At 74.2% G+C, this 26,656-nt stretch carries 28 protein-coding genes; 18 read left to right on the top strand and 10 right to left on the bottom strand.

Features of this window, described 5'->3' with window-relative positions; genetic code table 11:
* The 4 genes from AB0C76_RS34285 to AB0C76_RS34270 all read left to right on the top strand — a co-directional run.
* A partial coding sequence (locus AB0C76_RS34285) for an acyl-CoA dehydrogenase family protein (protein WP_157846636.1) occupies positions 1-89 on the top strand: 89 nt, incomplete at its 5' end.
* Positions 90-243: 154 nt separating this feature from the next.
* A complete protein-coding gene (locus tag AB0C76_RS34280; RefSeq protein ID WP_359973175.1) occupies positions 244-1,107 on the top strand; it encodes an oxidoreductase in 864 nt (287 codons plus the stop codon).
* A gap of 164 nt (positions 1,108-1,271) precedes the next feature.
* Positions 1,272-2,504: a beta-ketoacyl-ACP synthase II gene (locus AB0C76_RS34275; RefSeq protein ID WP_359973173.1), complete on the top strand. Its 1,233-nt coding sequence runs from the start codon at positions 1,272-1,274 to the stop codon at positions 2,502-2,504.
* A 58-nt stretch (positions 2,505-2,562) separates the two neighbouring features.
* Positions 2,563-3,051 (top strand): GNAT family N-acetyltransferase, encoded by a 489-nt coding sequence (locus AB0C76_RS34270; RefSeq protein ID WP_359973170.1) that lies wholly within the window; start codon positions 2,563-2,565, stop codon positions 3,049-3,051.
* Between the two features lie 15 nt (positions 3,052-3,066).
* Here the strand turns inward: AB0C76_RS34270 and AB0C76_RS34265 are convergent, their stop codons facing one another.
* Both AB0C76_RS34265 and AB0C76_RS34260 read right to left on the bottom strand, forming a co-directional pair.
* Positions 3,067-3,552, bottom strand: a complete 486-nt coding sequence (locus AB0C76_RS34265; RefSeq protein WP_359973168.1) for a hypothetical protein — start codon at positions 3,550-3,552, stop codon at positions 3,067-3,069.
* Between the two features lie 29 nt (positions 3,553-3,581).
* Positions 3,582-4,190 carry an NAD(P)H-dependent oxidoreductase gene (locus tag AB0C76_RS34260; protein WP_359973166.1) on the bottom strand — a complete coding sequence of 203 codons (609 nt, stop codon included), beginning with the start codon at positions 4,188-4,190 and terminating at the stop codon, positions 3,582-3,584.
* 122 nt (positions 4,191-4,312) lie between these two features.
* Here AB0C76_RS34260 and AB0C76_RS34255 point away from each other — a divergent pair, with 122 nt between their 5' ends.
* On the top strand, positions 4,313-4,795 hold the full coding sequence (locus tag AB0C76_RS34255; RefSeq protein ID WP_359973164.1) for a MarR family transcriptional regulator: 483 nt from the start codon (positions 4,313-4,315) through the stop codon (positions 4,793-4,795).
* Here the strand turns inward: AB0C76_RS34255 and AB0C76_RS34250 are convergent.
* Positions 4,792-5,184 carry a MerR family transcriptional regulator gene (locus tag AB0C76_RS34250; protein WP_359973162.1) on the bottom strand — a complete coding sequence of 131 codons (393 nt, stop codon included), beginning with the start codon at positions 5,182-5,184 and terminating at the stop codon, positions 4,792-4,794. The two genes, AB0C76_RS34255 and AB0C76_RS34250, sit on opposite strands and share 4 nt — an antisense overlap.
* Before the next feature lie 201 nt (positions 5,185-5,385).
* Between AB0C76_RS34250 and AB0C76_RS34245 the strand changes: the two genes are divergently transcribed.
* The 4 genes from AB0C76_RS34245 to AB0C76_RS34230 all read left to right on the top strand — a co-directional run bounded on the left by AB0C76_RS34245 (position 5,386) and on the right by AB0C76_RS34230 (position 8,086).
* Positions 5,386-5,880, top strand: coding sequence for a peptidylprolyl isomerase (locus tag AB0C76_RS34245; RefSeq protein WP_359973160.1), 495 nt, complete (start codon positions 5,386-5,388; stop codon positions 5,878-5,880).
* Between the two features lie 230 nt (positions 5,881-6,110).
* Positions 6,111-6,566, top strand: coding sequence for a barstar family protein (locus tag AB0C76_RS34240; RefSeq protein ID WP_359973158.1), 456 nt, complete (start codon positions 6,111-6,113; stop codon positions 6,564-6,566).
* Positions 6,567-6,693: 127 nt separating this feature from the next.
* Positions 6,694-7,125, top strand: a complete 432-nt coding sequence (locus tag AB0C76_RS34235; RefSeq protein ID WP_359973156.1) for a GNAT family N-acetyltransferase — start codon at positions 6,694-6,696, stop codon at positions 7,123-7,125.
* Positions 7,126-7,273: 148 nt separating this feature from the next.
* Positions 7,274-8,086, top strand: coding sequence for an arylamine N-acetyltransferase (locus AB0C76_RS34230; protein WP_359973155.1), 813 nt, complete (start codon positions 7,274-7,276; stop codon positions 8,084-8,086).
* Between the two features lie 82 nt (positions 8,087-8,168).
* Here AB0C76_RS34230 and AB0C76_RS34225 read toward each other — a convergent pair whose 3' ends face one another.
* Positions 8,169-8,870, bottom strand: coding sequence for a phosphotransferase (locus tag AB0C76_RS34225; RefSeq protein ID WP_359973153.1), 702 nt, complete (start codon positions 8,868-8,870; stop codon positions 8,169-8,171).
* Positions 8,871-9,008: 138 nt separating this feature from the next.
* Between AB0C76_RS34225 and AB0C76_RS34220 the strand changes: the two genes are divergently transcribed.
* Positions 9,009-9,596: a hypothetical protein gene (locus tag AB0C76_RS34220; protein WP_359973152.1), complete on the top strand. Its 588-nt coding sequence runs from the start codon at positions 9,009-9,011 to the stop codon at positions 9,594-9,596.
* A 143-nt stretch (positions 9,597-9,739) separates the two neighbouring features.
* Here AB0C76_RS34220 and AB0C76_RS34215 read toward each other — a convergent pair whose 3' ends face one another.
* Positions 9,740-11,065, bottom strand: coding sequence for an LCP family protein (locus tag AB0C76_RS34215; RefSeq protein WP_359973150.1), 1,326 nt, complete (start codon positions 11,063-11,065; stop codon positions 9,740-9,742).
* 224 nt (positions 11,066-11,289) lie between these two features.
* On the opposite strand from AB0C76_RS34215, the gene AB0C76_RS34210 reads away from it, so the two are divergent.
* From AB0C76_RS34210 to AB0C76_RS34180, 7 genes are all read left to right on the top strand, one after another.
* Positions 11,290-11,367, top strand: a complete 78-nt coding sequence (locus AB0C76_RS34210; RefSeq protein WP_359973182.1) for a putative leader peptide — start codon at positions 11,290-11,292, stop codon at positions 11,365-11,367.
* 116 nt (positions 11,368-11,483) lie between these two features.
* Entirely contained in the window at positions 11,484-12,038 is a 555-nt protein-coding gene (gene ssuE, locus AB0C76_RS34205; RefSeq protein WP_359973148.1) for an NADPH-dependent FMN reductase, read from the top strand.
* Positions 12,039-12,362: 324 nt separating this feature from the next.
* Complete coding sequence (locus AB0C76_RS34200) at positions 12,363-13,148, top strand: ABC transporter ATP-binding protein (RefSeq protein WP_359973145.1); 786 nt, start codon at positions 12,363-12,365, stop codon at positions 13,146-13,148.
* A 16-nt stretch (positions 13,149-13,164) separates the two neighbouring features.
* Complete coding sequence (locus AB0C76_RS34195) at positions 13,165-15,735, top strand: FtsX-like permease family protein (RefSeq protein WP_359973180.1); 2,571 nt, start codon at positions 13,165-13,167, stop codon at positions 15,733-15,735.
* Between the two features lie 134 nt (positions 15,736-15,869).
* Complete coding sequence (locus tag AB0C76_RS34190) at positions 15,870-17,900, top strand: hypothetical protein (RefSeq protein ID WP_359973143.1); 2,031 nt, start codon at positions 15,870-15,872, stop codon at positions 17,898-17,900.
* A gap of 18 nt (positions 17,901-17,918) precedes the next feature.
* Positions 17,919-18,959 carry a glycosyltransferase family 2 protein gene (locus AB0C76_RS34185; RefSeq protein ID WP_359973141.1) on the top strand — a complete coding sequence of 347 codons (1,041 nt, stop codon included), beginning with the start codon at positions 17,919-17,921 and terminating at the stop codon, positions 18,957-18,959.
* A gap of 42 nt (positions 18,960-19,001) precedes the next feature.
* Positions 19,002-19,631, top strand: a complete 630-nt coding sequence (locus tag AB0C76_RS34180) for an acyltransferase (protein WP_359973139.1) — start codon at positions 19,002-19,004, stop codon at positions 19,629-19,631.
* A gap of 5 nt (positions 19,632-19,636) precedes the next feature.
* On the opposite strand, the gene AB0C76_RS34175 is transcribed toward AB0C76_RS34180, so the two are convergent.
* The 4 genes from AB0C76_RS34175 to AB0C76_RS34160 all read right to left on the bottom strand — a co-directional run bounded on the left by AB0C76_RS34175 (position 19,637) and on the right by AB0C76_RS34160 (position 24,349).
* The gene (locus tag AB0C76_RS34175; RefSeq protein ID WP_359973136.1) at positions 19,637-21,154 is read right to left on the bottom strand and encodes an LCP family protein; all 1,518 of its coding nucleotides are present in this window, start codon (positions 21,152-21,154) and stop codon (positions 19,637-19,639) included.
* Between the two features lie 149 nt (positions 21,155-21,303).
* Positions 21,304-22,518: an LCP family protein gene (locus tag AB0C76_RS34170; protein WP_359973133.1), complete on the bottom strand. Its 1,215-nt coding sequence runs from the start codon at positions 22,516-22,518 to the stop codon at positions 21,304-21,306.
* A 36-nt stretch (positions 22,519-22,554) separates the two neighbouring features.
* A complete protein-coding gene (locus tag AB0C76_RS34165) occupies positions 22,555-23,346 on the bottom strand; it encodes a TIGR03089 family protein (protein ID WP_359973132.1) in 792 nt (263 codons plus the stop codon).
* Positions 23,347-23,845: 499 nt separating this feature from the next.
* The gene (locus tag AB0C76_RS34160; RefSeq protein ID WP_359973130.1) at positions 23,846-24,349 is read right to left on the bottom strand and encodes an SgcJ/EcaC family oxidoreductase; all 504 of its coding nucleotides are present in this window, start codon (positions 24,347-24,349) and stop codon (positions 23,846-23,848) included.
* Positions 24,350-24,355: 6 nt separating this feature from the next.
* Here AB0C76_RS34160 and AB0C76_RS34155 point away from each other — a divergent pair, with 6 nt between their 5' ends.
* Complete coding sequence (locus tag AB0C76_RS34155; RefSeq protein WP_359973128.1) at positions 24,356-25,309, top strand: DNA-3-methyladenine glycosylase 2 family protein; 954 nt, start codon at positions 24,356-24,358, stop codon at positions 25,307-25,309.
* Positions 25,310-25,351: 42 nt separating this feature from the next.
* On the opposite strand, the gene AB0C76_RS34150 is transcribed toward AB0C76_RS34155, so the two are convergent.
* The gene (locus AB0C76_RS34150; protein ID WP_359973125.1) at positions 25,352-26,644 is read right to left on the bottom strand and encodes a coenzyme F420-0:L-glutamate ligase; all 1,293 of its coding nucleotides are present in this window, start codon (positions 26,642-26,644) and stop codon (positions 25,352-25,354) included.
* Between the last annotated feature and the right edge of the window lie 12 nt (positions 26,645-26,656).

The following is a 26,656-nucleotide window of genomic DNA, read 5'->3' as shown; positions in this document are numbered from 1 at the left end:
AGCGGATGATGCGCGACGCGAAGATCACGCAGATCTACGAGGGCACCAACCAGGTCCAGCGCATCGTCATGGCCCGCAACCTGCCGTAACGCGCAACGACCTCGAAGCTCCGGGAGCCCCCGGCCGATCCCCATCGGCCGGGGGCTCCGGCGTTTCCGGGGCGGCCCGGCCGCCGGCCGTCGGCCTGGCGTATAAATGATCGTCAACTTCCTTGTGGTGCACGGCATGCGGAGGGCATGGGGAATGAGCAACGAGAAGCGGGCGACCGGGCGGGTCTGGCTGATCACCGGGGCGAACTCCGGCTTCGGGCAGGCGATCGCCGAGGCCGCGATCGCCGCCGGGGACAGCGTGGTGGCGGCGGCCCGGCGGCCGGAGACGCTGGACGGGCTGGTCGCCGCGCACCCGGGGCGGGTCGTGCCGGTGCGGCTGGACGTGACGGACGCGGAGCGGATCCCGGTGGTCGTCGCCGAGGCGCTGGAGCGGTTCGGCCGGATCGACGTCCTGGTGAACAACGCCGGGCGCGGCCTGATCGGCGCCGTCGAGGAGTACGCCGACCGCGAGCTGCGGGACCTGATGGAGCTGCACTTCTTCGGGCCGGCCGCGCTCACCCGGGCCGTCCTGCCGCACCTGCGGGCGCAGGGCTCGGGGGCGGTCGTGCAGATGAGCAGCATGGGCGGGCGGTTCTCGTTCCCCGGCGTGGGGGCCTACTCGGCCACCAAGTTCGCGCTGGAGGGGCTGTCCGAGGCGCTGGCGCAGGAGGTCGCCGGGTTCGGGGTGAAGGTGCTGATCGTCGAGCCGGGTGCGTTCCGGACGGGCTTCGCCGGCGGCGGCGCCCTCGCGCACGCCACCCCGATCGCCGCCTACGACGCGGTCGTCGGCCCGGTCCGCACCGGCCTGCCGGACTCCGACGGCAAGCAGCCCGGGGATCCGGCCAAGGCCGCCGCGGCGATCCTCGCCGCGCTGGACGCCGAGCACACCCCGCTGCGGCTGGCGCTCGGCAGCGACGCCGTCGACGGGGTCCTGGGGCAGCTCGACCGCGCCCGCAAGGAGGTCGAGGCGTGGGAGGCGGTCGGTCGCGGGACCGACTTCGCCGACCTCGCAAACTAAGGGAAACCTACAAAGGGGCCGTACCCGAATCGGTGCCCTCCGGCCTCTGAAGATCCCTCAATCCCCTGTCAGAGTGGCACAGGGTTCGACCGCTCTCCGGGCCCCGTGGCGCGGAGAGCGGTTTCGATTTGTGGCCTCTCAATAAACGTAGGGGGAAAGATTTCATGAATGCCGACAGCGGTGCCGCCGGCGCCGGTCAGGTGGTCGTCACCGGTCTCGGGGCGACCACGCCGCTCGGCGGGGACGTCCCCTCGACCTGGGCCGCGATGCTGGCCGGGCAGTCCGGGATCGCGGCCATCGAGGAGGCCTGGGCCGCGGACCTGCCCGCCCGGATCGCCGGCCGGCTGAAGGTCGAGCCGTCCGAGGTGATGGACCGCGTCCAGGCCCGGCGGCTGGACCGCTGCGAGCAGATCGCGCTGATCGCCGCCCGGCAGGCCTGGGCCGACGCGGGCTCGCCGGAGGTCGATCCGGAGCGCCTCGCCGTCGTCATCGGCACCGGCACCGGCGGCGCGGTCACCATGCTCGCGCAGGACGACGTGCTGGAGGCCTCCGGCGTCCGCAAGGTCTCCCCGCACACCGTGCCCATGCTGATGGCCAACGGCCCGGCCGCGTGGGTCAGCATCGAGCTGGGCGCGCGGGCCGGGGCGCACACCCCGGTCAGCGCCTGCGCCTCCGGCGCCGAGGCGATCGCCCTCGGCCTCGACCTGATCCGGCTCGGCCGCGCCGACGTCGTCGTCGCCGGCGGCGCCGAGGCCTGCATCTGCCCGCTCCCGATGGCCGGCTTCGCCCAGGCCAAGGCCCACTCGACCCGCAACGACGAACCCACCCGGGCCTCCCGGCCGTTCGACGTCGATCGGGACGGCTTCGTGATCGGCGAGGGCGCGGTCGTCCTCGTCCTGGAGCGCGCCGAGTTCGCCGCCGCCAGGGCGGCCCGCACCCACGCCGCCCTGGCCGGCGCGGCGGTCACCTCCGACGCCCACCACATCACCGCGGCGGCGGCCGAGGGACAGGTCCGGGCCATGCGGCGCGCGGTGGCCGAGGCGGGGCTCGCCCCGCAGGACGTCGCCCTCGTCCACGCCCACGCGACGTCCACCCAGATCGGCGACCTCGCCGAGGCGGAGTCGGTCACCGAGGCGATCGGGCTGCACCCGGCCGTGACCGCCACCAAGTCGCTCACCGGGCACCTCTTCGGGGCGGCCGGCGCGCTCGGGGCCCTCACGGCCGTCCTCGCCGTCCGGGAGGGGATCGTGCCGGCCACCGCCAACCTGGAGCGGCTCGACCCGGCGGTGAAGCTCGACGTCGTCGCGGGCGCGCCGCGCACCGGGGCCGTGCCGGTCGCGCTCACCAACGCGTTCGGCTTCGGCGGGCACAACGTCTCGCTGGTGTTCACGCGCTGACGCCGGGCCCGTCGAAATCCGGGCGACGAGGGGGCGATCGCTTCGTAGTCTGACGGCCGTGTCCTCCGACCTGCGCCTCGAACCCGTCACCCCGGCCAACCTCGACGCCGCCCTCGCCCTGCGGGTGCGGCCGGAGCAGGAGCGGCTGGTCTCACCGGTGGTGAAGTCCCTCGCGGAGGCGTACGTCCACGGCGACACCGCGTGGCCCCGGCTGATCTTCGACGGCGAGCGGACGGTCGGGTTCGTGATGGCCTTCTTCGACATCACGTTCCACCCCGACAAGGCGGGGGACCGGCCGCGTTCGGGCCTGTGGCGCCTGCTCGTCGACGCCGACCGGCAGGGCGGCGGCTACGGGCGTTTCGCGGTCGAGCAGGTGTGCGCGGAGGTCCGCCGCCGCGGCGGCACCCGCGTCACCGTCACGTACGTCCCCGGGCCTGACGGTCCCGCCGAGTTCTACGCCCGGCTGGGCTTCCGGCCGACCGGCGAGACGAGCGGCGACGACGCGGTGGCGGAGCTGGAGCTGGAGCTGGAGCCGGAGCTGGCCTGAGCCCGGGCGGGGGGCTCAGCGCTCGGGGAAGGGCGCGAGCTCGGCGTCCCAGGTGTCGGCGGCCGCGCGGAGCTCGGCGGGGGCGAGGAGGAACTCGGCGGTGTGGCCGGGCCACTCGTCGTCCCCGTCCCCGTCGTCCTCGTCGTCCTCGTCGTCGAGGTCCACCCACGGCGGCGCGGCCTCCAGCGCGAAGCGGACCCGCACCAGCCGCCGCCCGTCCGCGGGTTGCTCCGCGGCGAGGCCGAAGGTCAGCAGCGGCTCGGTGAAGTCGAGCGCACCCGGGCTGAGGGCCGGGTCGGCGGCGGCCCGCAGCCACCGCGAGATCCCCCGCGCCTCCCAGGTGGTCAGGCACGCCTCGACGAACCGCCACGTCCCCTCGGGCACGGCCGCGGCGCCGGCGATCACCAGCCAGTTGTCGTCGAAGCCCTCACCGCGCGCCGTCCCGAACTGGTAGCCGCGCGGCCGCAGGTCGAGCCGGTGCGAGGAGTCTTCGAGGAGCATCCGTCCATCGTGTCACCGTGCCCGCCCGGTCACCGCAGGAGGGCTGCCGCCTCGGCGCGGGCCCGGTCGAGCCAGGCGGCGCGGGTCGGGGCGGGGGCGTCGGTGACGGTGCGGAAGACCGTCCGGCGGACGTCGGTGACGCCGACGTACGGGAGGACGCAGGCGGCCCAGATCCGCTGGAGGGGATCGCCGAACTCCGTGCGCTCGCGCTCCTCCGGGGTGTCGGAGGTGTTGAGGACCAGGGCCCGGCCGGCCCGGAGCAGCCCGGCCGGTTCGCCGTCGGCGGTGCCGAGCTTGTACGCGACGCCGGGCGCGAGCACCCGCTGCACCCAGCCGGTGAGGACGGCGGGCGGCATGCCCCACCAGTTGGGGTGGATCAGGACGAGGGCGTCGAGGGTGGCCACTTCGGCGCGGTGCAGAGCGAGTTGCGGGTCGGCGGGCGCGTCGGCGGCGGCGACGGTGCCGGTCTCCTCGGCGGTGAGCAGGGCCGGGAACCCCTCCGCGTACAGGTCGTGGGCGCGCACGTCGCAGCCGCGCCCGCGCAGTTCGGCCACGACGGCGTCGTGCAGCGCGTGGTTGAAGCTGCCCGGCCGCGGGTGCGCCAGGTAGACCCCGATCCGGCCCGCCGTGTCGTCCATCGTCCCGCCCCTCCCCGGTCGCACGCCGTGTGCGGGCGCCCGATGCCGGTGATGCTACCGACCGGCGCCGGTGCTGCCCGGGGAATCTGTGCATGCGCACGCAACTCGGTACGATGAACGGCATGAACCGTGCCGACCTCACCCTGGGCCCGCTGCCGGAGCGCGATCACGCCTTCTACGGGCTGGTCTGGGCCGGCGCCACGCTGGCCGCCCGGGTGGACCGGGAGCTCGCCCGGGTCCACGGGCTGCCGCTGTCCTGGTTCGAGGTGATGCTGTGGCTCAACGGGCAGCGGGAGCCGGTCGCCGCCTCCGACCTCGGGGCGAAGACGATGCTCAGCCGCAGCCAGGTGTCCCGGGTGGTCGACGCCCTCGCCGGGCGCGGGCTGGTGGCCCGCTCGGCCTCGGACTCGGACGCCCGCTCGGTGCGGATCGAGCTGACCGAGCAGGGCCGGGCCGTGTTCGCCGAGGCCGACGCGACCCGGCGGGCGGTGCTCGCGCCGGTCTTCGACGACCGGCTCGACGACGCCGACATCGCCGCGCTGGAGACGGTCTGGCGCAAGCTGAAGGAGCCCGGGCCCGGCCGGGCGCCGGACGGGACCCGCTAGCGCGCCTCGCGCCCGGCCGGGCCGAGCGCCGGGCGGCCGGAGGCGGTCCGGATCACTTCGTCCAGGACCTCGCGCGAGCGGACCAGGTCGGCGATCATCCGGTCGATCCGCTCCCGCTCGGCGGTGAGCTCCTCGACCAGGAGCGGGGTGGCGATCTCGTTCGGGCCGCCGTCGGCGTCCCGCATGCAGGGGAGGATCTCGTAGATCTTGCGGCTGTGCAGTCCGGCCGCGAACAGCTCCTGGATGAGGATGACCCGGTCCACTGCGCCGTCCGGGAAGTCCCGGTGTCCGCCCAGGGTGCGCTCGGGGGCCAGCAGGCCCTGCTTCTCGTAGTAGCGCAGGGAGCGCTCGCTCACGCCCGTGCGCCTGGCCAGTTCACCGATCCGCATGCCGCCCACCCCGTCGCCGCGATCGAACGCCCGCCCCGCTCGACGCCGACCCCGATCGTAACGTCCGCGCCCGGTACGGCGGGGCGGTACCGGACGACGCGGTGTGAGGGGCGGCGGTGAGGGGCGGCCCGTCGGGGGTGTCGCGCGCCGGACCGTCGGGGGTGTCGCGCGTCGGACCGTCGGTCGTGCCATGATCCCTGCATGGCTTCCAACGTTTTCTTCGACATCACGATCGACGACCAGCCCGCCGGCCGGATCGTCTTCAAGCTGTACGACGACGTCGTTCCGGTCACCGCCCGCAACTTCCGCGAGCTCGCCACCGGCCAGAACGGCTTCGGCTACGAGGGCTCCGGCTTCCACCGCGTGATCCCCGACTTCATGCTGCAGGGCGGTGACTTCACCAACCACAACGGCACCGGCGGCCGCAGCATCTACGGCGAGAAGTTCGCGGACGAGAACTTCGAGATCAAGCACACCCGTGCCGGCCAGCTCTCGATGGCCAACGCGGGCCGCAACACCAACGGCTCGCAGTTCTTCATCACCACCATCGCCACCAACTGGCTGGACGGCAAGCACGTCGTCTTCGGCGAGGTCGTCGAGGGCATGGACGTCGTGAAGCTCATCGAGTCCAAGGGCTCGCAGAGCGGCCGCACCTCGGCCAAGATCACCATCGCCAAGTCCGGCATCGTCGAGTAATCACCGGCGCGTGGCCGGGCTCCCGCCCGGCCGACCCGGTACCGCGTACCGCCCCGTCGTGGAAAGTCGGATCCGCCGACCTCCCACTCGGGGCGGTGGCGTTTTCGGACGTCCGTCCGGACACCTTCCCGAATGTCGAGGCGTCGCCGCGCCGGGCCCGTCGGCCGGCCGGGTGAGCCCCCGGCGCGGCGGAGTCCGGTGGCGGCGGGCGGGGCGGTAGAGCTATCGTCGTGACGCACCCCAGCCCGCCGGAGAGACTGCTCGCCGGGGCCCGGTGGGACCTGTTCCCCGGGCACCCGTGGGCGGGCCTGGCCCGCGTCCCCGCCGGGGACGTCCGCCGGGTCGTGATCGACGGCGGCGACTGCCGCACCAAGGCCGGCCTGCTCACCGCCTGGGCGCGCGCCCTCGACTTCCCCTCGTACTTCGGCCACAACTGGGACGCCTTCGAGGAGTGCCTGGGCGACGCCCTCCACCCCGCCGGGGAGCCGGACCGGCCGCCGCCCCGGCTGCTCCTCGTCCTCGCCCGCGCGGACGAGCTCCTCGCCGACGCGCCCGAGGCCGAACTCACGACGTTGCTGCGGATCCTGGACGCCGCCGCCGTCGACCACCTGCTCGCCGTGCTGTTCGCGGCCCAGGACCCGTCCGCCACCGCGTACCGGTTCAGGGCGGCGGCCCGCGCACTGTGAAGGGTGGACTGGTGCGGCGGTCAACTGGCGTTTCCTGCAACGGAATTCGGCCAGTTCACCGGTACGTCGCGGCCAGTGCGCGGGAAAGCGGCGCACCCGGCGGACGGCGCGGCTAGGGTCCAGCACCATGAGTCTTGACGTTGAGGTCGTCCGGGAGACGACCGACGAGTTGGTGGCCGCGTTCGCCGGCCTGCTCCCGCAGCTGTCCGGTTCGGCCGACCCGCTGGACCGTGCGGCGCTGGCCCACCTGGTCGCCTGCGACTCCAACACGCTGCTGGTCGCCCGCCTCGACGGGGTGATCGTCGGCACGCTGACCCTGGTGCTGTCCCCGCTCCCGTCCGGCCTGCGGGCGCGGATCGAGGACGTGGTCGTCGACGCGGGGACGCGCGGCAAGGGCGTCGGCGCGGCCCTGACCGACGAGGCCGTGCGGCTGGCGCGCGAGGCCGGCGCCCGGACCCTCGACCTGACCTCCCGGCCGTCCCGCGAGGCCGCGAACCGCCTCTACGAGCGGGCCGGCTTCCAGGTCCGGGACTCGAAGGTCTACCGCTACGCGGGCTAGTCGGCGCCCGCTGCGCGGGAAGTCGGCCGGCCCGGCTTCTCGCGCGCCGGCGGAGGCAGCGGCGGCAGCAGGAACAGCGCCGGTGGTGCCGAGGGCGTAGGACCAATAGACGATGGCCGACCGGCCCGCGTCCGGGTGGAATGGTCGGATGGATCACGCGCCACGCACCGAGCAGCCGTACGGCGGCCTCACCGCCGCCCAGCGGTCCGCCTACCTCGACCGCATCGCCGTCCCCGAGCCCGGCGCGCCGTCCCCGGAGGCGCTCGCCCGGCTCCAGCTCGCGCACCTGCGCGCGGTCCCGTTCGAGAACCTGGGCATCCACCTCGGCGAGCCCGTCGTCCTCGACCCGGACGCCCTGGTGGCGAAGGTCGTGACCGCCCGCCGCGGCGGCTTCTGCTACGAACTCAACGGCCTCTTCGCCGAGTTGCTGACCTCGCTCGGCTACCGGGTGAGCCTGCTGGCCGCCCGCGTCTTCGACGGCGAGCGGCCCGGCCCGCCGTTCGACCACCTCGCGCTGCGGGTGGACCTCGACGAGCCGTGGCTGGTCGACGTCGGCTTCGGCCGCTTCAGCCGCCGCCCGCTGCGGCTCGACGGGCGCGGCGAACAGGCCGACGCCCACGGCGCGTTCGCCCTCGTTCCGGCCGGCGCGCACGGAGACCTGGACGTCCTCATGGACGGCACACCGCAGTACCGCCTGGGCCTGCGCCCGTACGAGCTCGCCGACTTCCGTCCGACCTGCTGGTGGCAGGCCACCTCGCCGGACTCCCCGTTCACCCGCTCGACGACCTGCTCGATGCTCACCGCCGACGGCGGCCGGGTGACCATCGCGGGCAACCGCCTGATCACCACCACCCCGGCGGGCGAGCGCAGCGAGCTGACGCTCACCGACGACGAGGCACTGGCCGCCTATCGCGCCCACTTCGGGATCGCGTTGGACCGCGTCCCGCGGGCCCCGCGCTAGCGTCCGAGGGTCGACCGCTACGCGGGCTGGTCGCCGCGTGGCAGCGGCGGCAGGAGGGGCAGCCCCGGTGGGGCCGAGGGCGTCAGTGCCGCTCCGACTGCCCACCGCGCCCCTCCGGACGGCCTGCGCCGAGCGCCAGCGCCGCCGCCGCGTCGAGCCGGGCCACCTCGGCCGCGTCCAGCGTCGGGTTGGCGGCCCGGCGGGCCCGGGCGGCCGGGAGGTCACCCGGCCCGCCGAGGTGCCGTACCAGCGCGGCCAGCACGGCCCGGGCGGCCGTCGCGAGGCCGGCGGGCAGCGTGAGTGCGACCTCCGCCATGATCAGCGCCGACGTGCCCGTGTCCAGGGCGGGCGGGCCTTCGGCGGCCGTCGCCCAGTCGATCACCACCGGCCCGCGCGCCGTCATCAGCACGTTCTCCGGGTGCAGGTCGAGGTGCAGGACCCGGTGCGCCGGGTCGGCGCCGGTCCGGGCCGGGACGGTGTGCAGCCGCTGCAGCAGCCCGGCCAGCAGTTCGCCGGCCGCTTCGGGCGCGAGCTCGCCCGCCATGACGGCGTCGCGCATCGTCGGGCCCGTGAGGCGCTCCAGGACGAGTTCGCCGGGTGCGGCCCCGGGGCCCGCCGCGGGCACCGGGTAGCCGTGCTCCGCGAGGTACCGCATCACGGCGAGTTCGCCGGACGCGTCGCTGCCGTCCCGGTACCGGCGCAGCACCCGGTGTCCGTCCAGGGCGAAGACGTCGGCCGTCCGCCCGCGCCCCAGGAGCGCTCCGGTGCCGCTTCGTTCGTCCACGGGGGGCAGGGTAGCGCCGGGCCCCGGCCGTCCGGGCCGGAATCAGACAATCACTCCGGGTGTCCGCGCGGTCGCCGTAGGCTCTCATCGCGCGGCCGAGCCGCGCTCAACTCCACTCTCCGCCAAGGTGGTTCACCGATGGAGCAGCCGATGGAAGCGATGGGGCAGGGCCTCGACGGCGCCGAGGAGACGTACGAGCAGGTCACCGTGGTCTCCCTCGCGGCGGGCGAGCCGGCCAATCCGGCGCGCGTCCCGGTCCGCGTCTCGCGCGAGGTGATGACGGTCAAGCGCGTGGCGAGCTACTGGGTGCGCTGGGACGAGCGGCGCGGCCCGGACGACATCCGCCACCACGCGCGGTGGGTGCCCGACGAGGAGTACGTCCGCCCGGAGCCGGGGAGCCCGGACGGCACGCTGACGGTCACCGTCGCGGCGTACTGGACGTACCGGGCGGACGGGCGTCCGCGCCGCCGCACCAGCGAGACGGTGGTCGCCTTCCGTCCCGGCGAGACCGAGCACGAGCTCGTCCTCGAACGCCCCGATCCGCAGCACCCGGCCGCCCTCGCCGTGCACCTGGCGGACGCCCGCTGGGTGGACGGCGGCCGCGCGCGGGAGATCCACTACGGCTACTCGGGCCCGACCGAGGCCGGGGACGCCGGCGGCGGCGAGGGGGAGTGGCTGGTGCGCTTCCCGGAGTACGTGACCGGCCTGCAGCCGATCGGCCGGTAGGGACCAAGCCGACCGCGGCGGCCCGGACCTTGCCGGGGTCGATCTCTCGGGCGGCCGGCACTTTCCATCCCGTGGAGCGCCACCGCCTCCTGGACCAGGTGGCCCAGGAGGCGGTGGCGGCGCTGGATCGGCGCGCAGGTCCGCTACTTGACGTCCGGCACGGGGGTGTCGTTCTTGAAGGCGTCGAACACCTGCTTGGCCTTGGCGGAGTCCCACTTGACCGCCGACTCCCCGGTGTTGGTGCGGTAGTCCGGGTTGGCGATCGGGATGGTCAGCGTCTTGCCGCTGCCGCCGTTGACGTCCTTCATCGCGAGGAAGAGCGAGCCGAGGTCGGTCAGGCCGGTGTCGTTGTCGACGATCAGCGTGCCGAGGCCGGCGTCGACCAGCGGGTAGAAGGTGAACGGGTCGAGCAGCGTGCCCGGGGAGGCCGCCTGGTGGGCCAGGGCGGCGAGGAACTTCTGCTGGTTGCGCATCCGGCCGAGGTCCTGGTCGGCCATCTGGTGGCGCTGGCGGACGAAGGCGAGGGCCTGGGTGCCGTTGAGGGTCTGGTCGCCGGCCTTGAGGTCGAGACCGGAGTCCCGGTCCTTGATGTCCTGGTCGATGTGCATCTGCACGCCGCCGACCGCGTCGACGATGCCGACGAAGCCGGAGAAGCCGATCTCGGCGTAGTGGTCGATGCGGATGCCGGTGTTCAGCTCGATGGTCTGGACGAGCAGTCGGCCGTTGCCGTTGGCGAAGGCCGAGTTGATCTTCGAGGTGGTGGCCTTGAAGGTCTTGCCGCTGCTGGACTTGTACTCCGGGACCGGCACCCAGGAGTCGCGCGGCACGCTCAGCAGGGTGTTCCCGTTGTCACCGACGTGCAGGATCATCATCGAGTCGCTGCGCTTGCCCTCGACGTCGTGGCCGGTGTGGAGGTTCTCCTCCTGGGCGTCGGTGAGGCCCTCGCGGCTGTCCGAGCCGACGATCAGCCAGTTGGTGCCCTTGCCGGCCGCCGGGCGGCCGGGGTAGTCGGCGAGCACGTTGTCGTGGTTGATCTTGGAGTCGGCCCAGAAGTAGGTGGAGACGGCCGTCACCATGATCGCGGCGAGCAGGCCGAGGACCGTCCACTTGGCGATCCGGCCCTTCGACCAGCCCCTGCGCCCGGCGGGGCCCGCCGCGGGCGGCCGGGTGCCGCCGGGGGCGCCCGGACCACCGGGACCACCCGGACCACCGGGACCGCCGGGGCGGCCGGGACCGTCGGGCCGGCCGGGGCCCTGCGGGGGGACGCCGCCGGTGCGGGAGGGCTCGGGCCGACGCGGAGCCGGGGCGCCCGGCCCGCGCGGGTTCAGTCCGGCCGGCAGCGGCGGCTCGGCCGACGTGCCGCCCCCGCCGCGCCCGTACGCGCCGCCCCCGTTGCCGCCGCCGTACGGGGTCCCGCCGTTGTACGGGTTCCCGCCGCCGCTCGGGCGGCCCTCCTGCCACGTGTTCATGTGGACGAGAATGCCCGAAGGCGTCCGGCCTGACTCCCCCCGGGGGGCTCCACCAGGCCTCTTGTAGCAGTTTTGATGCACGTGCCGGATCGTTCCGCCGCAACTTCCGCGCGTGCGCGCGCCCGCGGGGGCGCCGGTTGGCCGGGGTGATCCGCCCCACTCCGGCGTTCACCTGCCGAAACGATTCTTGACCGCCCCGAAGACGCCGTGTTTGCATTTTTGGCATGGATCAGCGAAGGGCCCTCACGCGTCGGCGGCACGTCGACCTCAAGCGTGTGTCCGGTTCGCTCTGTCGTGGCTGACGCGAGCCCCGTCGAACCCCCAACTCCCTTTCCACCGGCGGCGGAAGCATCGCCGCTTCGCCGTAGCGGCAGCGCCGCCGCACCGCGTCGTCCCCGCTTCCCGCAGAGGTGAACCCATGGCCACCGTCCTGTCCGTCTCCGGCTCCCCGTCCGCGACCTCCCGCACCACCCGCCTCCTGCGCCACGTGGACGGGTGGCTCGCGGCCCGCGGCCACCACGTGATCCCGTTCGAGGCCCGCCACCTTCCCGCGCACGCCCTGCTCTCGGGCGACTTCGACCATCCCGAGATCGCCGCCGCCGTCGAGCTGTTCGCCCGGGCCGACGGCATCGTGATCGGCACCCCCGTCTACAAGGCCGCGTACTCCGGGCTGTTGAAGGCCCTGCTCGACGTCCTGCCGCAGTACGCGCTCGCCGGCAAGGCCGTCCTGCCGCTCGCCACCGGCGGCTCGCCCGCGCACGTCCTCGCCGTGGACTACGCGCTGCGCCCGGTCCTCAGCTCGATGGGCGCCGGCCACGTCACCCAGGGCTGGTTCGTGCTCGACCGCCACGTCACCGCCGGGGAGGACGGGACGACCGTCGTCGAGCGCGAGACCGAGGCGCTGCTCGCCCCCGTCGTGGACGCCTTCGCGGTGGCACTGGAGCGGCTCGCCGCCCCCGCCCTGGCCGGCTGACGGGCCCCTGGCCGGGGGCCCGTACGGGGCGTCCCCGAGAAGGGCCGCGGCGACCCCTAGGGGGAGGGTCGCCGCACCCCGTACAACTCCCGTTGGCCCGCTTCATCCCGGCGGAGGACGAGCGCGCCGCCAGCCGCTCCTAACGTGGTTCATACATCCCCGCCCGTCCGGAGCCGGCCCGATCGCGTCGGGTCGGCCGCCCGGTCCGCCGGGCAGGGTGGGGATAACTCCCGGTCGAGGACTGCTGCTTCCACCATGTCGCGGGACAGGTGAGGGCGACCAGGCTGGGGGCCAACGGGTGGGCCCATTCCTTAGGAGACTCCAGTGACGACGGCAGCAGCCGTGTTCGACCACCAGCTTCCCGGCGGCGAGTCCGCCGTCGCCGCCTCGGCCCGTCAGGTCACCAAGGCGTACGGCGCGGGCGAGACCAAGGTCACCGCGCTGGACGCGGTCGACGTCGACATCCAGCGCGGTCGCTTCACCGCGATCATGGGCCCCTCCGGTTCCGGCAAGTCGACCCTCATGCACTGCCTGGCCGGCCTCGACACGGTCAGCGGCGGGCGGATCTGGATCGGCGACACCGAGATCACCGGCCTCAAGGACAAGCAGCTGACCAGGCTGCGCCGGGACAAGATCGGCTTCATCTTCCAGGCGTTCAACCTGCTGCCGACGCTGAACGCGCTGGAGAACATCACGCTCCCGATGGACATCGCCGGCCGCAGGGTCGACGAGGCCTGGCTGGCCCAGGTGGTGGAGACCGTCGGCCTGGCCGGCCGGCTCAAGCACCGCCCGACCCAGCTCTCCGGCGGCCAGCAGCAGCGCGTCGCGGTGGCGAGAGCCCTGGCCGCCCGCCCCGAGATCATCTTCGGCGACGAGCCCACCGGCAACCTCGACTCCCGGGCCGGTGCCGAGGTGCTGACCTTCCTGCGCCGCTCGGTGGACGAACTCGGCCAGACCATCGTCATGGTGACCCACGACCCGGTCGCCGCCGGGTACGCGGACCGCGTGCTCTTCCTCGCCGACGGCGTGATCGTCGACGAGATGCACTCCCCGACCGCCGACTCCGTCCTGGAGCGCATGCGCCGCTTCGACGGCAAGCGCACCAGCTGAGCGGGCGGGACGACGCATCATGATCCTCAAGACGTCACTGCGGAGCTTCTTCGCCCACAAGGGCCGGATGGCGCTCTCCCTGATAGCCGTCGTGCTGTCGGTCGCCTTCGTCTCCGGCACCCTGGTCTTCTCCAACACCGCGACCAGCACCTTCGACAAGCTCTTCGCCGCGACCGCCTCGGACGTCTCCGTCCAGCCGCCGAAGCCGGCCGAGGACGACGAGCAGCAGCCCGGCGTCAAGCCGCCGGTGCTCCCGGTCGCGCTCGCCCAGCAGGTCGCCGCGGTGCCCGGCGTGAAGACGGCCATCGGCCAGGTCATGGTGGGCGACGCGATCCTGGTCGACCCGGCCACCAACAAGCTGATCGGCCCGACCAGCGGCGCCCCGACCCTGGTCGGAAACTGGACGGACACGCCGCGCAGCCCGGTGCGCATCACCTCCGGCCACGTGCCGCAGAACGCGGGCGAGCTGGTGCTCGACGCCGACACCGCGAAGAAGGCCGAGCTCGGCCTCGGCGGCAAGGTGCGGGTCGACAACGCGAGCGGCAAGCACGAGTTCACCATCGCGGGCATCGCGACCTTCAGCACCACCAACCCGGGGGCGGCGCTCGCCTTCCTGGACACCCCGACCGCGCAGCAGGTGCTGCTCGGCGAAGCGGCCTACACCTCCGTCGAGGCCTTCGGCGACGGCAGCCGCAGCGACGCGCAGCTCAAGACCGACACCCTCGCCAAGCTGGGCGGCGGCTACCAGGTCAAGACCGCGGCCGAGCAGAAGGACGAGAACAACAAGAGCGTCGGCAGCGGCCTCGACTTCATGAAGTACGCGATGCTCGGCTTCGCCGGCGTCTCGCTGCTCGTCGGCGGCTTCCTGATCATCAACACCTTCTCGATGCTGGTCGCCCAGCGAACCCGGGAGATCGGCCTGCTGCGCGCCATCGGCGGCAGCCGCGGTCAGGTCAACGGCTCGGTGCTGGCCGAGGCGCTGATCCTGGGCGTGCTCGGCTCGACCCTCGGCATCGGGGCCGGCCTCGGCATCGCGGTCGGCCTGATCCAGCTGATGAACGCGATCGGCATGGACCTCAAGGCGAGCGACCTGCAGATCGGTCCGGACGTCTTCGCGGCCGGGTACGCGGTCGGCGTCCTGATCACCGTCGTCGCGGCCTGGATCCCGGCCCGCCGGGCCGGCCGGATCGCGCCGATGGCCGCCCTGCGCGACCACGGCACCCCGGCCGAGGCGCGGGCCAACGCGGTCCGCACGGTCCTCGGCCTCGTCCTCACCCTGGGCGGGGGCGGTCTGCTGGTGCTCGCCGCGAAGGCGGAGAAGGCGGCGACCGGCGGGGAGTACCTGGGCCTCGGCGTGCTGCTGACCCTGATCGGCTTCGTGGTGCTCGGCCCGCTGCTGGCGACCGCCGTCATCAGGGTGCTGGGCGCCCTCCTGCCGGCCCTGTTCGGCCCGTCCGGCAAGCTCGCCCAGCGCAACGCGACGCGCAACCCGCGCCGCACCGGCGCCACCGCCGCCGCGCTGATGATCGGCCTGGCGCTGGTGATCGGTTCCTCGGTGTTCAGCGCCTCGGCGGTCACCTCGGCCAGCGCGCAGATCGACCGCTCGGTGGGCGTGGACTACATCGTCCGCGGCGGCGGCGCGCCGGTCACCGCCGAGATGACGGACGCGGTCCGCAGGATCCCGGGCATCGACCACGTCACCACCGAGAAGGACTTCGACGCGAAGGTCCAGCTCGCCGACGGCCGGAGCAAGAAGGCCGGGATCGCCGCCGTGTCGTCGAGCTTCTTCGGCACGGACTTCCACCTCCCGGTCGCCTCCGGTACGGCCGACTCGATCGCCCGCGGCTCCCTGGGCATCGGCGAGACCTTCGCGAAGGACAACGGCCTCAAGGTCGGCGACACCGTCACCGTCACCTACGGCAAGGGCCACACCCAGCAGCTGACCGTCGGTGTGGTGTTCGGCAAGAAGTCGCTCTACGGCGACGCCTCCTTCGTCGACACCGCCACCATGGCCAAGGCGGTCCCGGCCGCCGACCAGCCCGTCGACCGGGTCTTCTACGCCAAGGCGGCCTCCGGCGCCGACGTCGCCAAGACGCTGACCGCCCTGCAGGACGCCCTCAAGGAGTACCCGCAGCTGACCGTCAAGGACCAGGCCGGCTACAAGGAGCTCGTCCAGTCCCAGGTCAACACCCTGCTCTACCTGATCTACGGGCTGGTCGGCCTCTCGATCACGGTCGCCGTGCTCGGTGTCGTCAACACCCTGGCGCTGTCGGTGGTCGAGCGGACGCGGGAGATCGGTCTGTTGCGGGCGATCGGGCTCTCGCGCCGCCAGCTGCGCCGGATGATCCGGCTGGAGTCCGTGGTGATCGCGGTCTTCGGCGCCGTCCTCGGCACGGTGCTCGGCCTCGCCTGGGGCGTCACCGCCCAGCAGGTGCTGCGCGACCAGGGTCTGGACACGCTCTCCGTCCCGTTCACCACGATCGCCGTGACGCTGGTCTCCTCCGTGGTGATCGGTCTGTTCGCGGCCCTCTTCCCGGCCTTCCGGGCCGGGCGCATGAACGTCCTCGCGGCCATCGCGACGGACTGACCCGGCGGCGGGGGACGCTGGGCAAATCGGGGGAGAACGGGGGAACGGGGGGAACGGGGGCGCAGGGGCCGGGTGCGAACGAGCACCCGGTCCCTGCGGCGTCCCCGCACCCATCGGACTGGGATGATCGTCCGATGGTCGCCCCGGACGCCCCGCCCCTGCCCAGCGCCGCGCCCCTTACTACGGCCGCCGCCGACCGCTGGCGCGCCGCCCACCGCTTCCGGCGGCTCGACAGCCGCTGGCTCGCCCTGCTCCCGATCGCCTTCGTGGCCTTCGCCACCGCCGTCGAGCCGACCGGCACGCACTGCAACGCCGCCGGCATCTGCGCCGACACCTGGGGCGACGAGATCGCCGCCTGGTCGGTGATCGCCGAGACCGTCCTGCTGCTCGCCCGGGTCCGCGCCCGGGCGCTGGTGCCGCCGGCCGTCCTCGCGGTGCTCTGGTACGTCCCGGGCGGCCTGGTCACCACCGCCGGCCGCTGGACGGCGGTCCTGGTGCACGTCCTGCTGTCCGTCGTGCTGATCGGCGCCGAACTCGGCCGCCGCCGCGCCCGCCAGGACCTCGACGAGCTGATGGCCCCGCCCGTCCCGTACCCGTGGACCGCCGCGGGCGCGCCGTCGCCCGTCACTCCCGGCCGCCCACCCGTGGTGCGCCGCGTCCTCGGCGCCGTGCTGCTGGCCGTCGCTCTGGTGGTCCCGCTGTACGGGCTCTGGACGGAGGCCGGGGAGGCCGACCACCGCGGCCGGGCGACGGCGGTCACCGGCACGGCCGGTGCCACCGACGGGGACGGCGTGCTGACCGTCCGCTACCGCCCGCCCGGCGGCGGCCCCGAACGCACCGTCGAGCTCGACCTCACCTTCGCCCGCCCGCCGCAGCCCGGCGACGGCGTGCCGCTGCTGGTGGACGGCGACTGGGCCCGCGCCGCCGACGTCGAGTACAGCCCGGTGGAGGACGTCTTCGGTGCGGGCCTCGTCGCGCTGACCGGCCTGCTGGTGCTCGCCTCCGCCGCCAGGGCCGAGGCCCGGCGCCGGCGGCCCGCCTTCGCGGGCTCCGCCCCCGCGCTCGCCGTCCGGGTGCGGGCCGACAGCGGGGGCGACCTGCTGGTGGAGCCGCTGGACGGCCCGCCGGGCGGTCCCGCGCTGTGGCGGCTGGTCGAGGACGAGGGCTACCGGTGGGCCCGGTACGGCGCCGGGGACGGCACCGGCCCCGGGTGGGTGCCGCAGCGCGTGCGGACCCCGGCGATGGAGGGCGACTTCCTCTACCCCGACTACGCGCTCGACGTCCATGAGGACGAAGAAGACGACAGGGACGAGGAGGACCACCACGACCACCACGACTACGAACCCGGGATCCCCCTCCCGCCCACCGAAGCCGCCGCCCGCCTCGCCCGCGCCGAGCTGAGCGTCGACGCCGTGCTCTACCAGGGCCCCGACGGTCCGGAACGCCAACTCCTCGTTCGCCCCGGTCTGCTGGAGCACGAGCCGTGCTGGCTCGCCGCCGTCGTCGCCCCCACCCCGAGGGACCCCCGCCTCGGCCGGAGCCGCCAGCGCTACCGGAACCCGGACCTGACGGTCTCCGCGCTGACCGCCGAGACGGTCGCCGCCGCCCCCGACCCCGGCCCGGACGCCGAGCCGATGACCGCCCGCCGCTGGGAGATGCCGTTCGTCCTGCGTGCGGCGGCCGGCCCGGGCGCCGCCGTCCTGCTCGCCGCGCTCGTCGTCCTCCTCGACGCCGACGGCTGGTGGAACGGCCTGGTCCGCCCGCTCTGGACGGGCTGCGTCGGGATCCTCTTCTGTGCCCGTCCGCTCTCCTGGCAGATGGTCGTCGACCGGGACGGCCTGCGGGTCGCCACCACGCTGCGCAGCCGCGTCTTCCGGTGGCAGGAGATCAACGCCGCCGCCGTGCACCGCAACGCCCTCACCGTCCAACTGCGCTCCGGCCAGGACGTCACCGTGGCGAGCCGCCCGGCGGCCTGGCTCGCCGCCCACTTCGGAGACCGCTGCGACCCACGGGAACTGGCCAGGACCGTCGCCACCGCCGCCCATCGGCCCGACCTGCGGCCGTCCGTCGGGCTGCCGGACCGGCTCGGCCGTCCGCAGCACGTCCTCAACCGGATCGCGCTGCTCGGCTTCGCCGCCTTCACCGTCGTCCACTACCTCCGCTGACCGGTACGGTTGGCGTCGATGAACACCAAGGCTGCTGAGGAGCTGCCGGCGGTCTCCGTGATCATGCCGGTGCTCAACGAGGAACGACACCTGCGCACGGCCGTCCGGCACATCCTGGAACAGGAGTACGCCGGCCCGATGGAGGTGGTGATCGCCCTCGGTCCGTCCACCGACCGCACCGCCGAGATCGCCGCCGAGCTCACCGCCGAGGACCCCCGGGTCCGGACCGTGGAGAACCCCACCGGTCGCACCCCGGCCGGCCTCAACGCGGCGATCCGCGGCTCGCGCCACCCGATAGTGGTGCGCGTGGACGGCCACGGCCTGCTGACCCCCGGCTACGTCGCCACCGCCGTCCGCCTGCTGGACGAGATGGAGGCGGCCAACGTCGGCGGCATCATGCACGCCGAGGGCGAGACCGAGTGGGAGAACGCGGTCGCCGCCGCGATGACCTCCAAGATCGGCGTCGGCAACGCCGCCTTCCACACCGGCGGCCTGGCCGGCCCGGCGGACACCGTCTACCTCGGCGTGTTCCGGCGCGAGGTGCTGGAGAAGCTGGGCGGCTACAACGAGGAGTTCATCCGCGCCCAGGACTGGGAGCTGAACTACCGCATCCGCCAGGACGGCGGGCTGATCTGGTTCACCCCGCAGCTCAAGGTCACCTACCGCCCCCGGCCGTCGGTCCGCGCCCTCGCCAAGCAGTACAAGGACTACGGCCGCTGGCGGCGCGTGGTCACCCGCTACCACCGCGGCTCGGTCAACCTGCGCTACCTGGCCCCGCCGGCCGCCTTCCTCGGCGTCACGCTCGGCCTGGTGCTCGGCGCCGCCGTCCACCCGGTCTTCCTCGCCGCGCCCGGTGCGTACCTGCTCGGGATCCTCGGCGGCTCGGTGGTCGAGGGCCGCGGACTGTCCGCCAAGGCGAAGGCGCTGCTCCCGGTGGCCCTCGCGACCATGCACCTCAGCTGGGGCTTCGGCTTCCTCACGTCGCCGCGCTCGCTGGCCCGCAAGGTCATCGGCAGCACCGCGCCCACCCCGGACAACGTCCTCGCCGACGCGCGCTGATCCGCCCGCGCGACCCCGCCCCCGACGCTAAGGTCGGTCCCCATGGGGACGGTTGAGGGCGGGTCCGCGGCCGGCCCGCGCATCGCGCCGAGCGCGGACGTGGACGAGCGGGCCGCCATCGGCGCCGGGACGGCGGTCTGGGACCTCGCCCAGGTGCGCGAGCACGCGGTGCTCGGCGCCGAGTGCATCATCGGCCGGGGCGCCTACATCGGCCCCGGTGTCCGCATCGGCGACCGGGTCAAGGTGCAGAACCACGCGCTGGTGTACGAGCCGGCCGTGATCGAGGACGGGGTGTTCATCGGCCCGGCCGTCGTCCTCACCAACGACCGCTACCCGCGCGCGATCGAGCCGACGGGCCGGCTGAAGCGTCAATCCGACTGGCACGCCGAAGGAGTGACGCTCCGTCATGGTTGCTCGATCGGCGCCCGGGCCGTCCTGGTCGCCGGGGTGACGGTCGGCCGCTGGGCGCTGGTCGCGGCGGGCACCGTGGTCCACCGCGACGTCCCGGACCATGCGCTGGTCGCCGGCGTCCCTGCCCGCCGCATCAAGTGGGTCGGCCGCACCGGCGAACCCCTCCGCTCTGCCGGCGGGGGGCACTGGCACTGCTCCCGCACGGGCGACCGCTTCGTGGAGGCGGACGGCATCCTCACCCGCCTCCAACCGCCCTCGTAGGGCGGCTACTTAGCGCACACGTCGGTGTCGTCCGCCTGCACCCGCTGGAGGTCGGCCGGGGCCTGCGTCGGCGCCGCGGACGGCGCGGCGGGCGCGGCGAGGGCGTCCTTGCCGAGCACCAGCACCAGCGGCCCCTTCGCGGCGGCCTTCGGGTCCGGCCGGACGGCGTCGCCGGGCAGCCCGAGGGCGGTGGCCAGGGCGGTCGCCGCGTCCTCCTGCCCGGTCGGGTACGCGATCGAACTGGTCGCCGCCGCAGGTGCGTTGGGGCCCGTCGCGGCCTTGGCGAAGCCCTTGGCCCTGAGCTTGTCCACGGTCGCGCCCGACTGCCCAGGCGCCCCGCTGCCGTTGCGGACGGTCACCTGGACGTCCTTCGGGTCCACCGCCGGCGCCGCGGGTGCGCCCGGCGCGGCCGTCGTCTCCGGTGCCGCGGGGGTGGCGGCGCCCTGCGCGGTCTCGGTCAGCGAGCGGTCGGCCGCGATCATCGAGAACAGCTGTCCGGCGTCCGGTTGCTTGAGGATCACCCGGTTCTCGTCCTTCGGGTCGTCGAGCACCGGCACGGTGGCGAAGGTGATGTTCTTGGTGTCCACCTTGCTGATGTCCAGCGCCAGGTCCTTGAGCTTGTCGACGCTGCCGATGCCGGAGTCGACGGTGAGCGCCTTGGTGGCGGCGTCCGCGAGCTTGTAGAGCTTGCCGGGGCTGGTCAGGGTGCCGTCGCTCTTGATCTGGCGGATCATCGAACCGATGAACTGCTGCTGGAGCGGGATCCGGCTGAGGTCGCCGCCCGTTCCGACCCCGTGCCGGGTGCGCACGAACGCCAGCGCCTCGTCACCCTGCACGACGTGCCGACCCTTGCTCATCTTGAGGTGCGACTTCGGGTCGTTGATGTCCTTGGCGGCGCACACCTCCACCCCGCCGACGGCGGTCGACAGCGTCTTCACCGCCTCGAAGTTCACCTGGACGAAGTGGTCGACCCGGATCCCGGTGACCTTCTCGACGGTCTTCCAGGAGCAGCCCGGGTCCCGGCCCTCCTGTCCCAGGCTGTTGTTGAACATGTCCCGCGCGGAGCCGGGTATCCGCTTGCCGTCCGGCGCCCGGCACTCCGGGATCGGCACCATCAGGTCGCGCGGGATGCTGATCACCGTCGCGTTGGAGCGGTCCTTGGCGACGTGGAAGAGCAGCGTGGTGTCGGCGTGCCCGGAGCTGCCCGCGTCGCCGTAGTCGCTCCCGAGGCCCTCGCGGCTGTCGGTGCCGAGCACCAGGATGTTCAGCGCGTCCCCGGCCGCCTTGGGCCGCTCGGCCTCGTCGCCCAGCTGGACCTTGACCGAGGTCAGGTTGTTGTTGAAGTGCTCGTACAGGTAGTACGCCCCGCCGCAGCCGGCGGCCATGACCAGTGCGCCCGTCCCGGCCGTCCACTTGAGCGTCCGGCGCCGGCGCCTCGTGCGCTGGGCGGCGGCCGCCCGTCGCTGTGCCGTCCGGTGGCCCTGCCCGTTGTACTCACCGGTTTTCGGTTTGTCCTTCTGCACGGGATTCCCTACGTCCGGCCGGTCACGGTGGTGCGGCACACCTGGGCGATGGGCCGATCCGGACACAGTAGACGAGCCGAACGGGGGAATTGTTCCGGGTATGATGTCCGTCACACATGGGTAATCGGAGCGTAAAGCCCGGAAGGTGGTCAGTGCTGCGCGCAGGCGTCCACGTCGGCCGTGCGCCCCTCGAAGACGGGCGAGGCGCCGGCCGTCGGCGAGGCCAGGGGCCCGGTCCCGACGGCCCCGTCCGACGCGGGGGAGGCGCCGGCCGTGGGCGTGGGCTCCGAGCCGGGCGGTCGGACGGTGATCCGCCGGTCGTCGCGCAGCGCGGCGAACAGCTGGCCGGTCTGCGGCTGCACGAACTCGTCCCGGTCCGAGTCGAAGTGGTACGGACGGCGCGGCGCGGTCAGGAACACCACGTTCGCCGAGGGGACGCCGCGCAGGTCCTGGGTGAGGTCGTAGAGCGCGCCGAGCGAGGACAGTCCGCCGTCCGCCTTGATGGAGGAGGTGGCCGCGTCCAGCACCGGCCACAGCTTCGCCGGGTTCAGCAGGACGCCCTGCGACTGCACCTTGCGGATCAGCGAGGCCAGGAACTGCTGCTGACGTCCCATCCGCTGGGTGTCGCTGCCGTCGCCGATGCTCTCCCGGGCGCGGACGTAGCCGAGCGCCTGCTCGCCCTGGAGGGTCTGCCGCCCGGGCGGCAGGTCGAGCCTGGCGTCCTTGTCGTGGATCGCCTGCGGGACGCACACCTCGACGCCGCCGACCGCGTCCACCATCGACTTGAAGCCGCTGAAGTCGAGGATCACGTAGTGGTCGATCCGGATGCCGCTGAGCTGCTCGACGGTGCGGATCGAACAGGCCGGACCGCCGAGTTCGAACGCCCAGTTGAACTGCATGAGCGCGGGCTTGCTCCGGGTGCCGTCCGGCTTCTCGCACGCGGGGACGGTGACCATGACGTCGCGCGGGACGGAGACGGCCGTCGCGTGCTTCCGGTCCGCCGCCAGGTGCAGCAGGATCGTGGTGTCCGAGCGCTGGGTGCCGGCCTCGCCGCCGTAGGCGCCGTTCGTGCCGGAGCGGTCGTCGCTGCCGATGAGCAGGATGTTCTCGGCGCCCTTGGCCCCGACGGTCCGGCTCGGCCGCTCCGCCTCCAGCCTGGCGAGCAGTTTGTCGGTGGCCGTGTCCGTGCGGATGTTCCCGTCGAGCTTGCGGTAGGCGATCCAGAGCAGCACGCCCGTGGCGACGAGCAGGAACGCGACGACGCCGGCGGTGATCATCAGCCACCGCCGGCGCCGACGGGGGCGTCCGGGCGCGTCCGGGGGAGTGTCGGTCGGGGTGTGCGCGGTGTCGTCGTCCTCGGCCATGGCAGGGATCCCTACCCGCCGAGCCGGCGGCGGGGGTTACCCGAGGCGCAGTGTCACCCGTTCGGAGTCGGCCCGCTTCTCCCACTGCTCGGCCGTCAGGCCCTGGGAGTTGCGGCACAGCACCACCGAGGCGCCGGCCGCCAGCGGCGCCAGCAGGCCGGCCTCCAGGCCCGTCCAGTCGTCGTACGACAGCGTGGACATCACCCGGTCGCCCGGGTTCAGCCCGAGCCGAACGGCGCCCTCGCGGGCCAGGGCGACGGTCTGCTCACCGGTCAGCTTCAGCGGCATCCCGTCCACGCCGGTCTCCAGGGCGGGCGCGTCCGGGGTCACCGGGGAGTACGGCGCGAAGCGGTCGCCCTGGCCGGGCACCTCGGCGGCGTAATCGAGGAAGCCGTCCGGGCGCTGCGGGAACCGGCCGCCCAGCGGGCGCAGGGCCAGCGCGACCCGCTCGCCCTCGCAGGCGTGGGCGGACTCCAGGCCGTCCGGGCCGCTGACCACCAGGTCGGCGGCGGCCGGCTCGCCGCCCGGCACCGCCGTCACCCCGACCGACCAACAGGCCAGCAGCCAGACGGCGCTCTGCCAGTGGGCGGGCAGGAGGAGGGCGGCGCGGTCGCCGGGACCGGCGTTGAGCTCGTCCTGGAGCAGGTTGGCGGTCTTGGCCACCCAGTTGTCGAACGTCCGGGCGGACAGCTCCACCCGTTCGCCGGTGGCGTCGTCGTAGAAGGTGACCAGCGGGGCCGCGGGATCGACCGAAGAGGTGCCACCTCGCAGGTATGCGTGCAGCAGCTCGACGGGGGTGCGGGCATCGGCAGCGAAAGGCGCAGTCATGGTGCGCCCCAGCCTACGGCCTCCGGGTGTGACCCCGGGAGGGGCGCCGGACCCGGCGCGGGGCGGTGTGGCGAACACCCGTGTCTGCGGCGAGCATCCGGTTCACGCGCCTCCCACTCCCCGCCGCCGTCCTCGCCGTCCTGCTGAGCCGGCCCGCCGCGACCGCGTTCGCCGACCCGCCCTCCTTGCCCGCCCTCGGACAGGAGGGGCCCACCGCGCCCGCCGCGCAGCGCCGCACCTCGGCCGGCAGCGGGTCGTCACGTCGCTGCCGCCCCCCGACGGGCCGCGCCCCGCGATCGTCACGAGGGCCGGCCGGGGCGCTGAATGCCGCGGCGCCGCCCTCTACGTCCGACTCCCGCCGCTGCCAACGGCGGCGGCCGATCTGCGGGGCCAGTGAGGGCCGGAGCGCACCGCCTCTGTGCGCTCTCCCTTCTTCCCTCTGTGTCCCAGTGCCTCCTGGGGGCGCGGGGAACTGCGGACAGTGGAAGGGCAGTTGGCGTCAGGTCTTCAGCACCCTCGCCCCCGCGTCGCCTCCCAGCAGACCCCGCAGCTCCTCCGTCAGAGCCGCCGCCAGGTCCGGCCGGAGGTCGTACCGGGCGGGTGTGGTCTGCAGGAGCGCGATCCGCCACCCCGCCCCCGCGTTCACGGCGATCACCGTCTGCACCGAGTTGAGCTCCGGCACCACGTCCGCCGCCCCCGCGGGTACGAGCCCCGCGACGGCGTCCAGCTGTGCCACGCCGGGCCCGAGCCCACGGACGCGCCGTACGGCTGCCACGTACCGGGGAGTGACGTGGTCCGCGAAGATCCGTCCGAGTTCGGCCGCGATCGCCGACCGCCCGCGGTGGCGCGTGCCGTCGTGGCCGATCACCTCGCCGTCGGCGGCGAAGGGCCCGGCGAAGGCCGAGCCGTCCCGCCGGTTCCACCCGTCGAGGGCCCGCTGGTGGAGCGCCCGCACCGCGTTCTCGTCCGACGGGGAGAGGTCCGGCAGCCGCGTATCGTTCATATCCCCATGGTCGGGGACGACGGCGGAGGAGGCGACGAGGTGACGGGCGGCGAGTCGGTGCGGCTCTGGCGGCCGGGCTTCCCGCTGGACGCGGCCCGCACGCTGCTCCCGCTGCGCCGCGGCCCGGCCGACCCCTCGTACCGGACGGCCGGCGACGGCGCGGTCTGGCGCGCGTCCCGGACCCCGGCCGGTGTCGGGACGCTGCGCGTGCTGTCCCGCCCGGGTGCCGGCGAGGTGGAGGCGCGGGCGTGGGGCCCGGGCGCGGGGTGGCTGCTGGACCGGTTGCCCGCGTTGCTCGGGGCCGAGGACGACCCGGAGGGCCTGGTGCTGCCGCCCGGTCCGCTGCGGGAAGCCCAGCGCCGGACGGCGGGCGTGCGGCTGACCAGGACGGGCCTGGTGCTGGAGTCCCTCGTCCCGGCGATCCTGGAACAGAAGGTGACGACCGACGAGGCGTACCGCGCCTGGCGGACGCTGCTGCGTGACTTCGGCACCCCGGCACCGGGCCCGGCGGAGGGCATGCGGGTGGCGCCGTCGGCCCGTGAGTGGGCGCTCGTGCCGAGCTGGGAGTGGCACCGCGCGGGCGTGGACCCGAAGCGCTCGGCGACGGTCGTGCGGGCGGTCCGGCTGGCGCCCCGGCTGGAGGAGGCGTCCGCGATGGACCACGCCGAGGCCTTCGCCCGCCTGACCACCGTGCCGGGCGTCGGGATCTGGACGGCCGCCGAGACCCTCCAGCGCAGCAACGGCGACGCGGACGCGGTCTCGGTCGGGGACTTCCACCTCCCGAACCTGGTCGGCTGGGCCCTGGCCGGCCGCCCCCGCAGCGACGACGCCCGGATGCTCGCCCTCCTGGAGCCCTACCGACCCCACCGCCACCGCGTCTGCCGCCTCCTGACGGCCACCGGAGTCCACGCCCCCCGCTACGGCCCCCGCCTGACCCCCAACGACCACCGCGGCCGCTGACGGTCGCCGCCGGCTTCGGCAGATGACCGGTCCTCGTGCTGGCTACCGGACCGCGATGAAGGCGTCCGCGCTGCGTTCCGGGCGGTCGCGCGGTGCTTCGCAGGGGCGGCCGACGGCGACGGCGCCCATCGGGTCCCAGGTGTCCGGGAGGTCGAGGGCGGTGCGGACGGTGTCGCGGCAGAACATGGTGGACGAGACCCACGCGGAGCCGTAGCCCTCGCCGGTGAGGGCGATCAGCAGGTTCTGCACGGCGGCGCCGGCGGCGACGGTGAACATCTCCCGTTCGGCGGTGGCGCGCCGCGGGTCGGGGTAGTCGTGCGAGCCGTCCATGACCAGGCACGGCACGACGAGGTAGGGAGCGTTGCGCAGGACGTCGCCGCGGGCGGTGCGCCGGGCGATCTTCGCGTCGTCCCAGCCGTCGAGTTCGCGCAGGTCGCGGCGCCAGGCGTCGAGCATCGCGTCGAGCAGCCGGGTTCGGGTGTCGGCGGACTCCAGCAGGACGAACCGCCACGGCGTGGTGTGGTGCGGGGCCGGCGCGGTGACGGCGGCCGCGACGGCGCGGCGGACGGCCCCCGGGTCGACGGGCTCGTCGGTGAAGGTCCGTACGGTGCGCCGCAGGGTGACGGCGGCCCGCAGGGCCTCGGAGGTGCCGAGCCGGAACATGTCGTCGGCGGCGGGGCGAACCAGCGGCCGGGTGCCCTCGCCGTCCTCGGTGGTGACGAGGCGTCCGAGGCCGCGGACGACCGCGACCGGCACGCCGCCGGCCTTGCCCTTCACCAGGTCGCCGGCGGCGGCGAGTTCGTCGGCGGTGGCGGTGACGGTCATGACGAGCTCGTTGCCGTGGCTGTCGGTGCGCCCGCGGTGGTCCTCCAGCACGGACAGCCCGGCGGCGCCGATGGCGACGTCGGTGAGCCCGTTGCGCCAGGGCCGGCCGAAGGTGTCGGTGACGACGACGGCGAGCCGCCGCCCGGTGAGCCGCTGCAGCGCGGCGCGCAGGGCGCGGGCGGAGGCGTCGGGGTCCTCGGGCAGCAGGAGGACGGTGCCGGGGGCGGTGTTGGAGGCGTCGACGCCGGCGGCGGCCATGACGAAGCCGTTGCGGTTCTCGACGATCCGGGCGGGCCCGCGCCGGGCGACGACCCGGACGGTCTCGGCGTCGATCGCGGCCTCGCGGTCGGCGGCCTGCAGGAGCCGGCCCTCGGCCTTGCTGACGATCTTGGAGGTGACGAGCAGGACGTCGCCGTCCTCGTACGCCCCCGCCTTGGCGATCAGCGCGGCGAGGTCGGCCCCGGCCTCGATCTCGGGGAGCCCCCCGACCGGGAGGATCTCGATGCTCATGCAACCGCCTCG

This window comes from Kitasatospora sp. NPDC048722, from assembly GCF_040650235.1.
Lineage (GTDB): Bacteria > Actinomycetota > Actinomycetes > Streptomycetales > Streptomycetaceae > Kitasatospora.
This window is presented reverse-complemented; position numbering and strand designations above follow the sequence as displayed.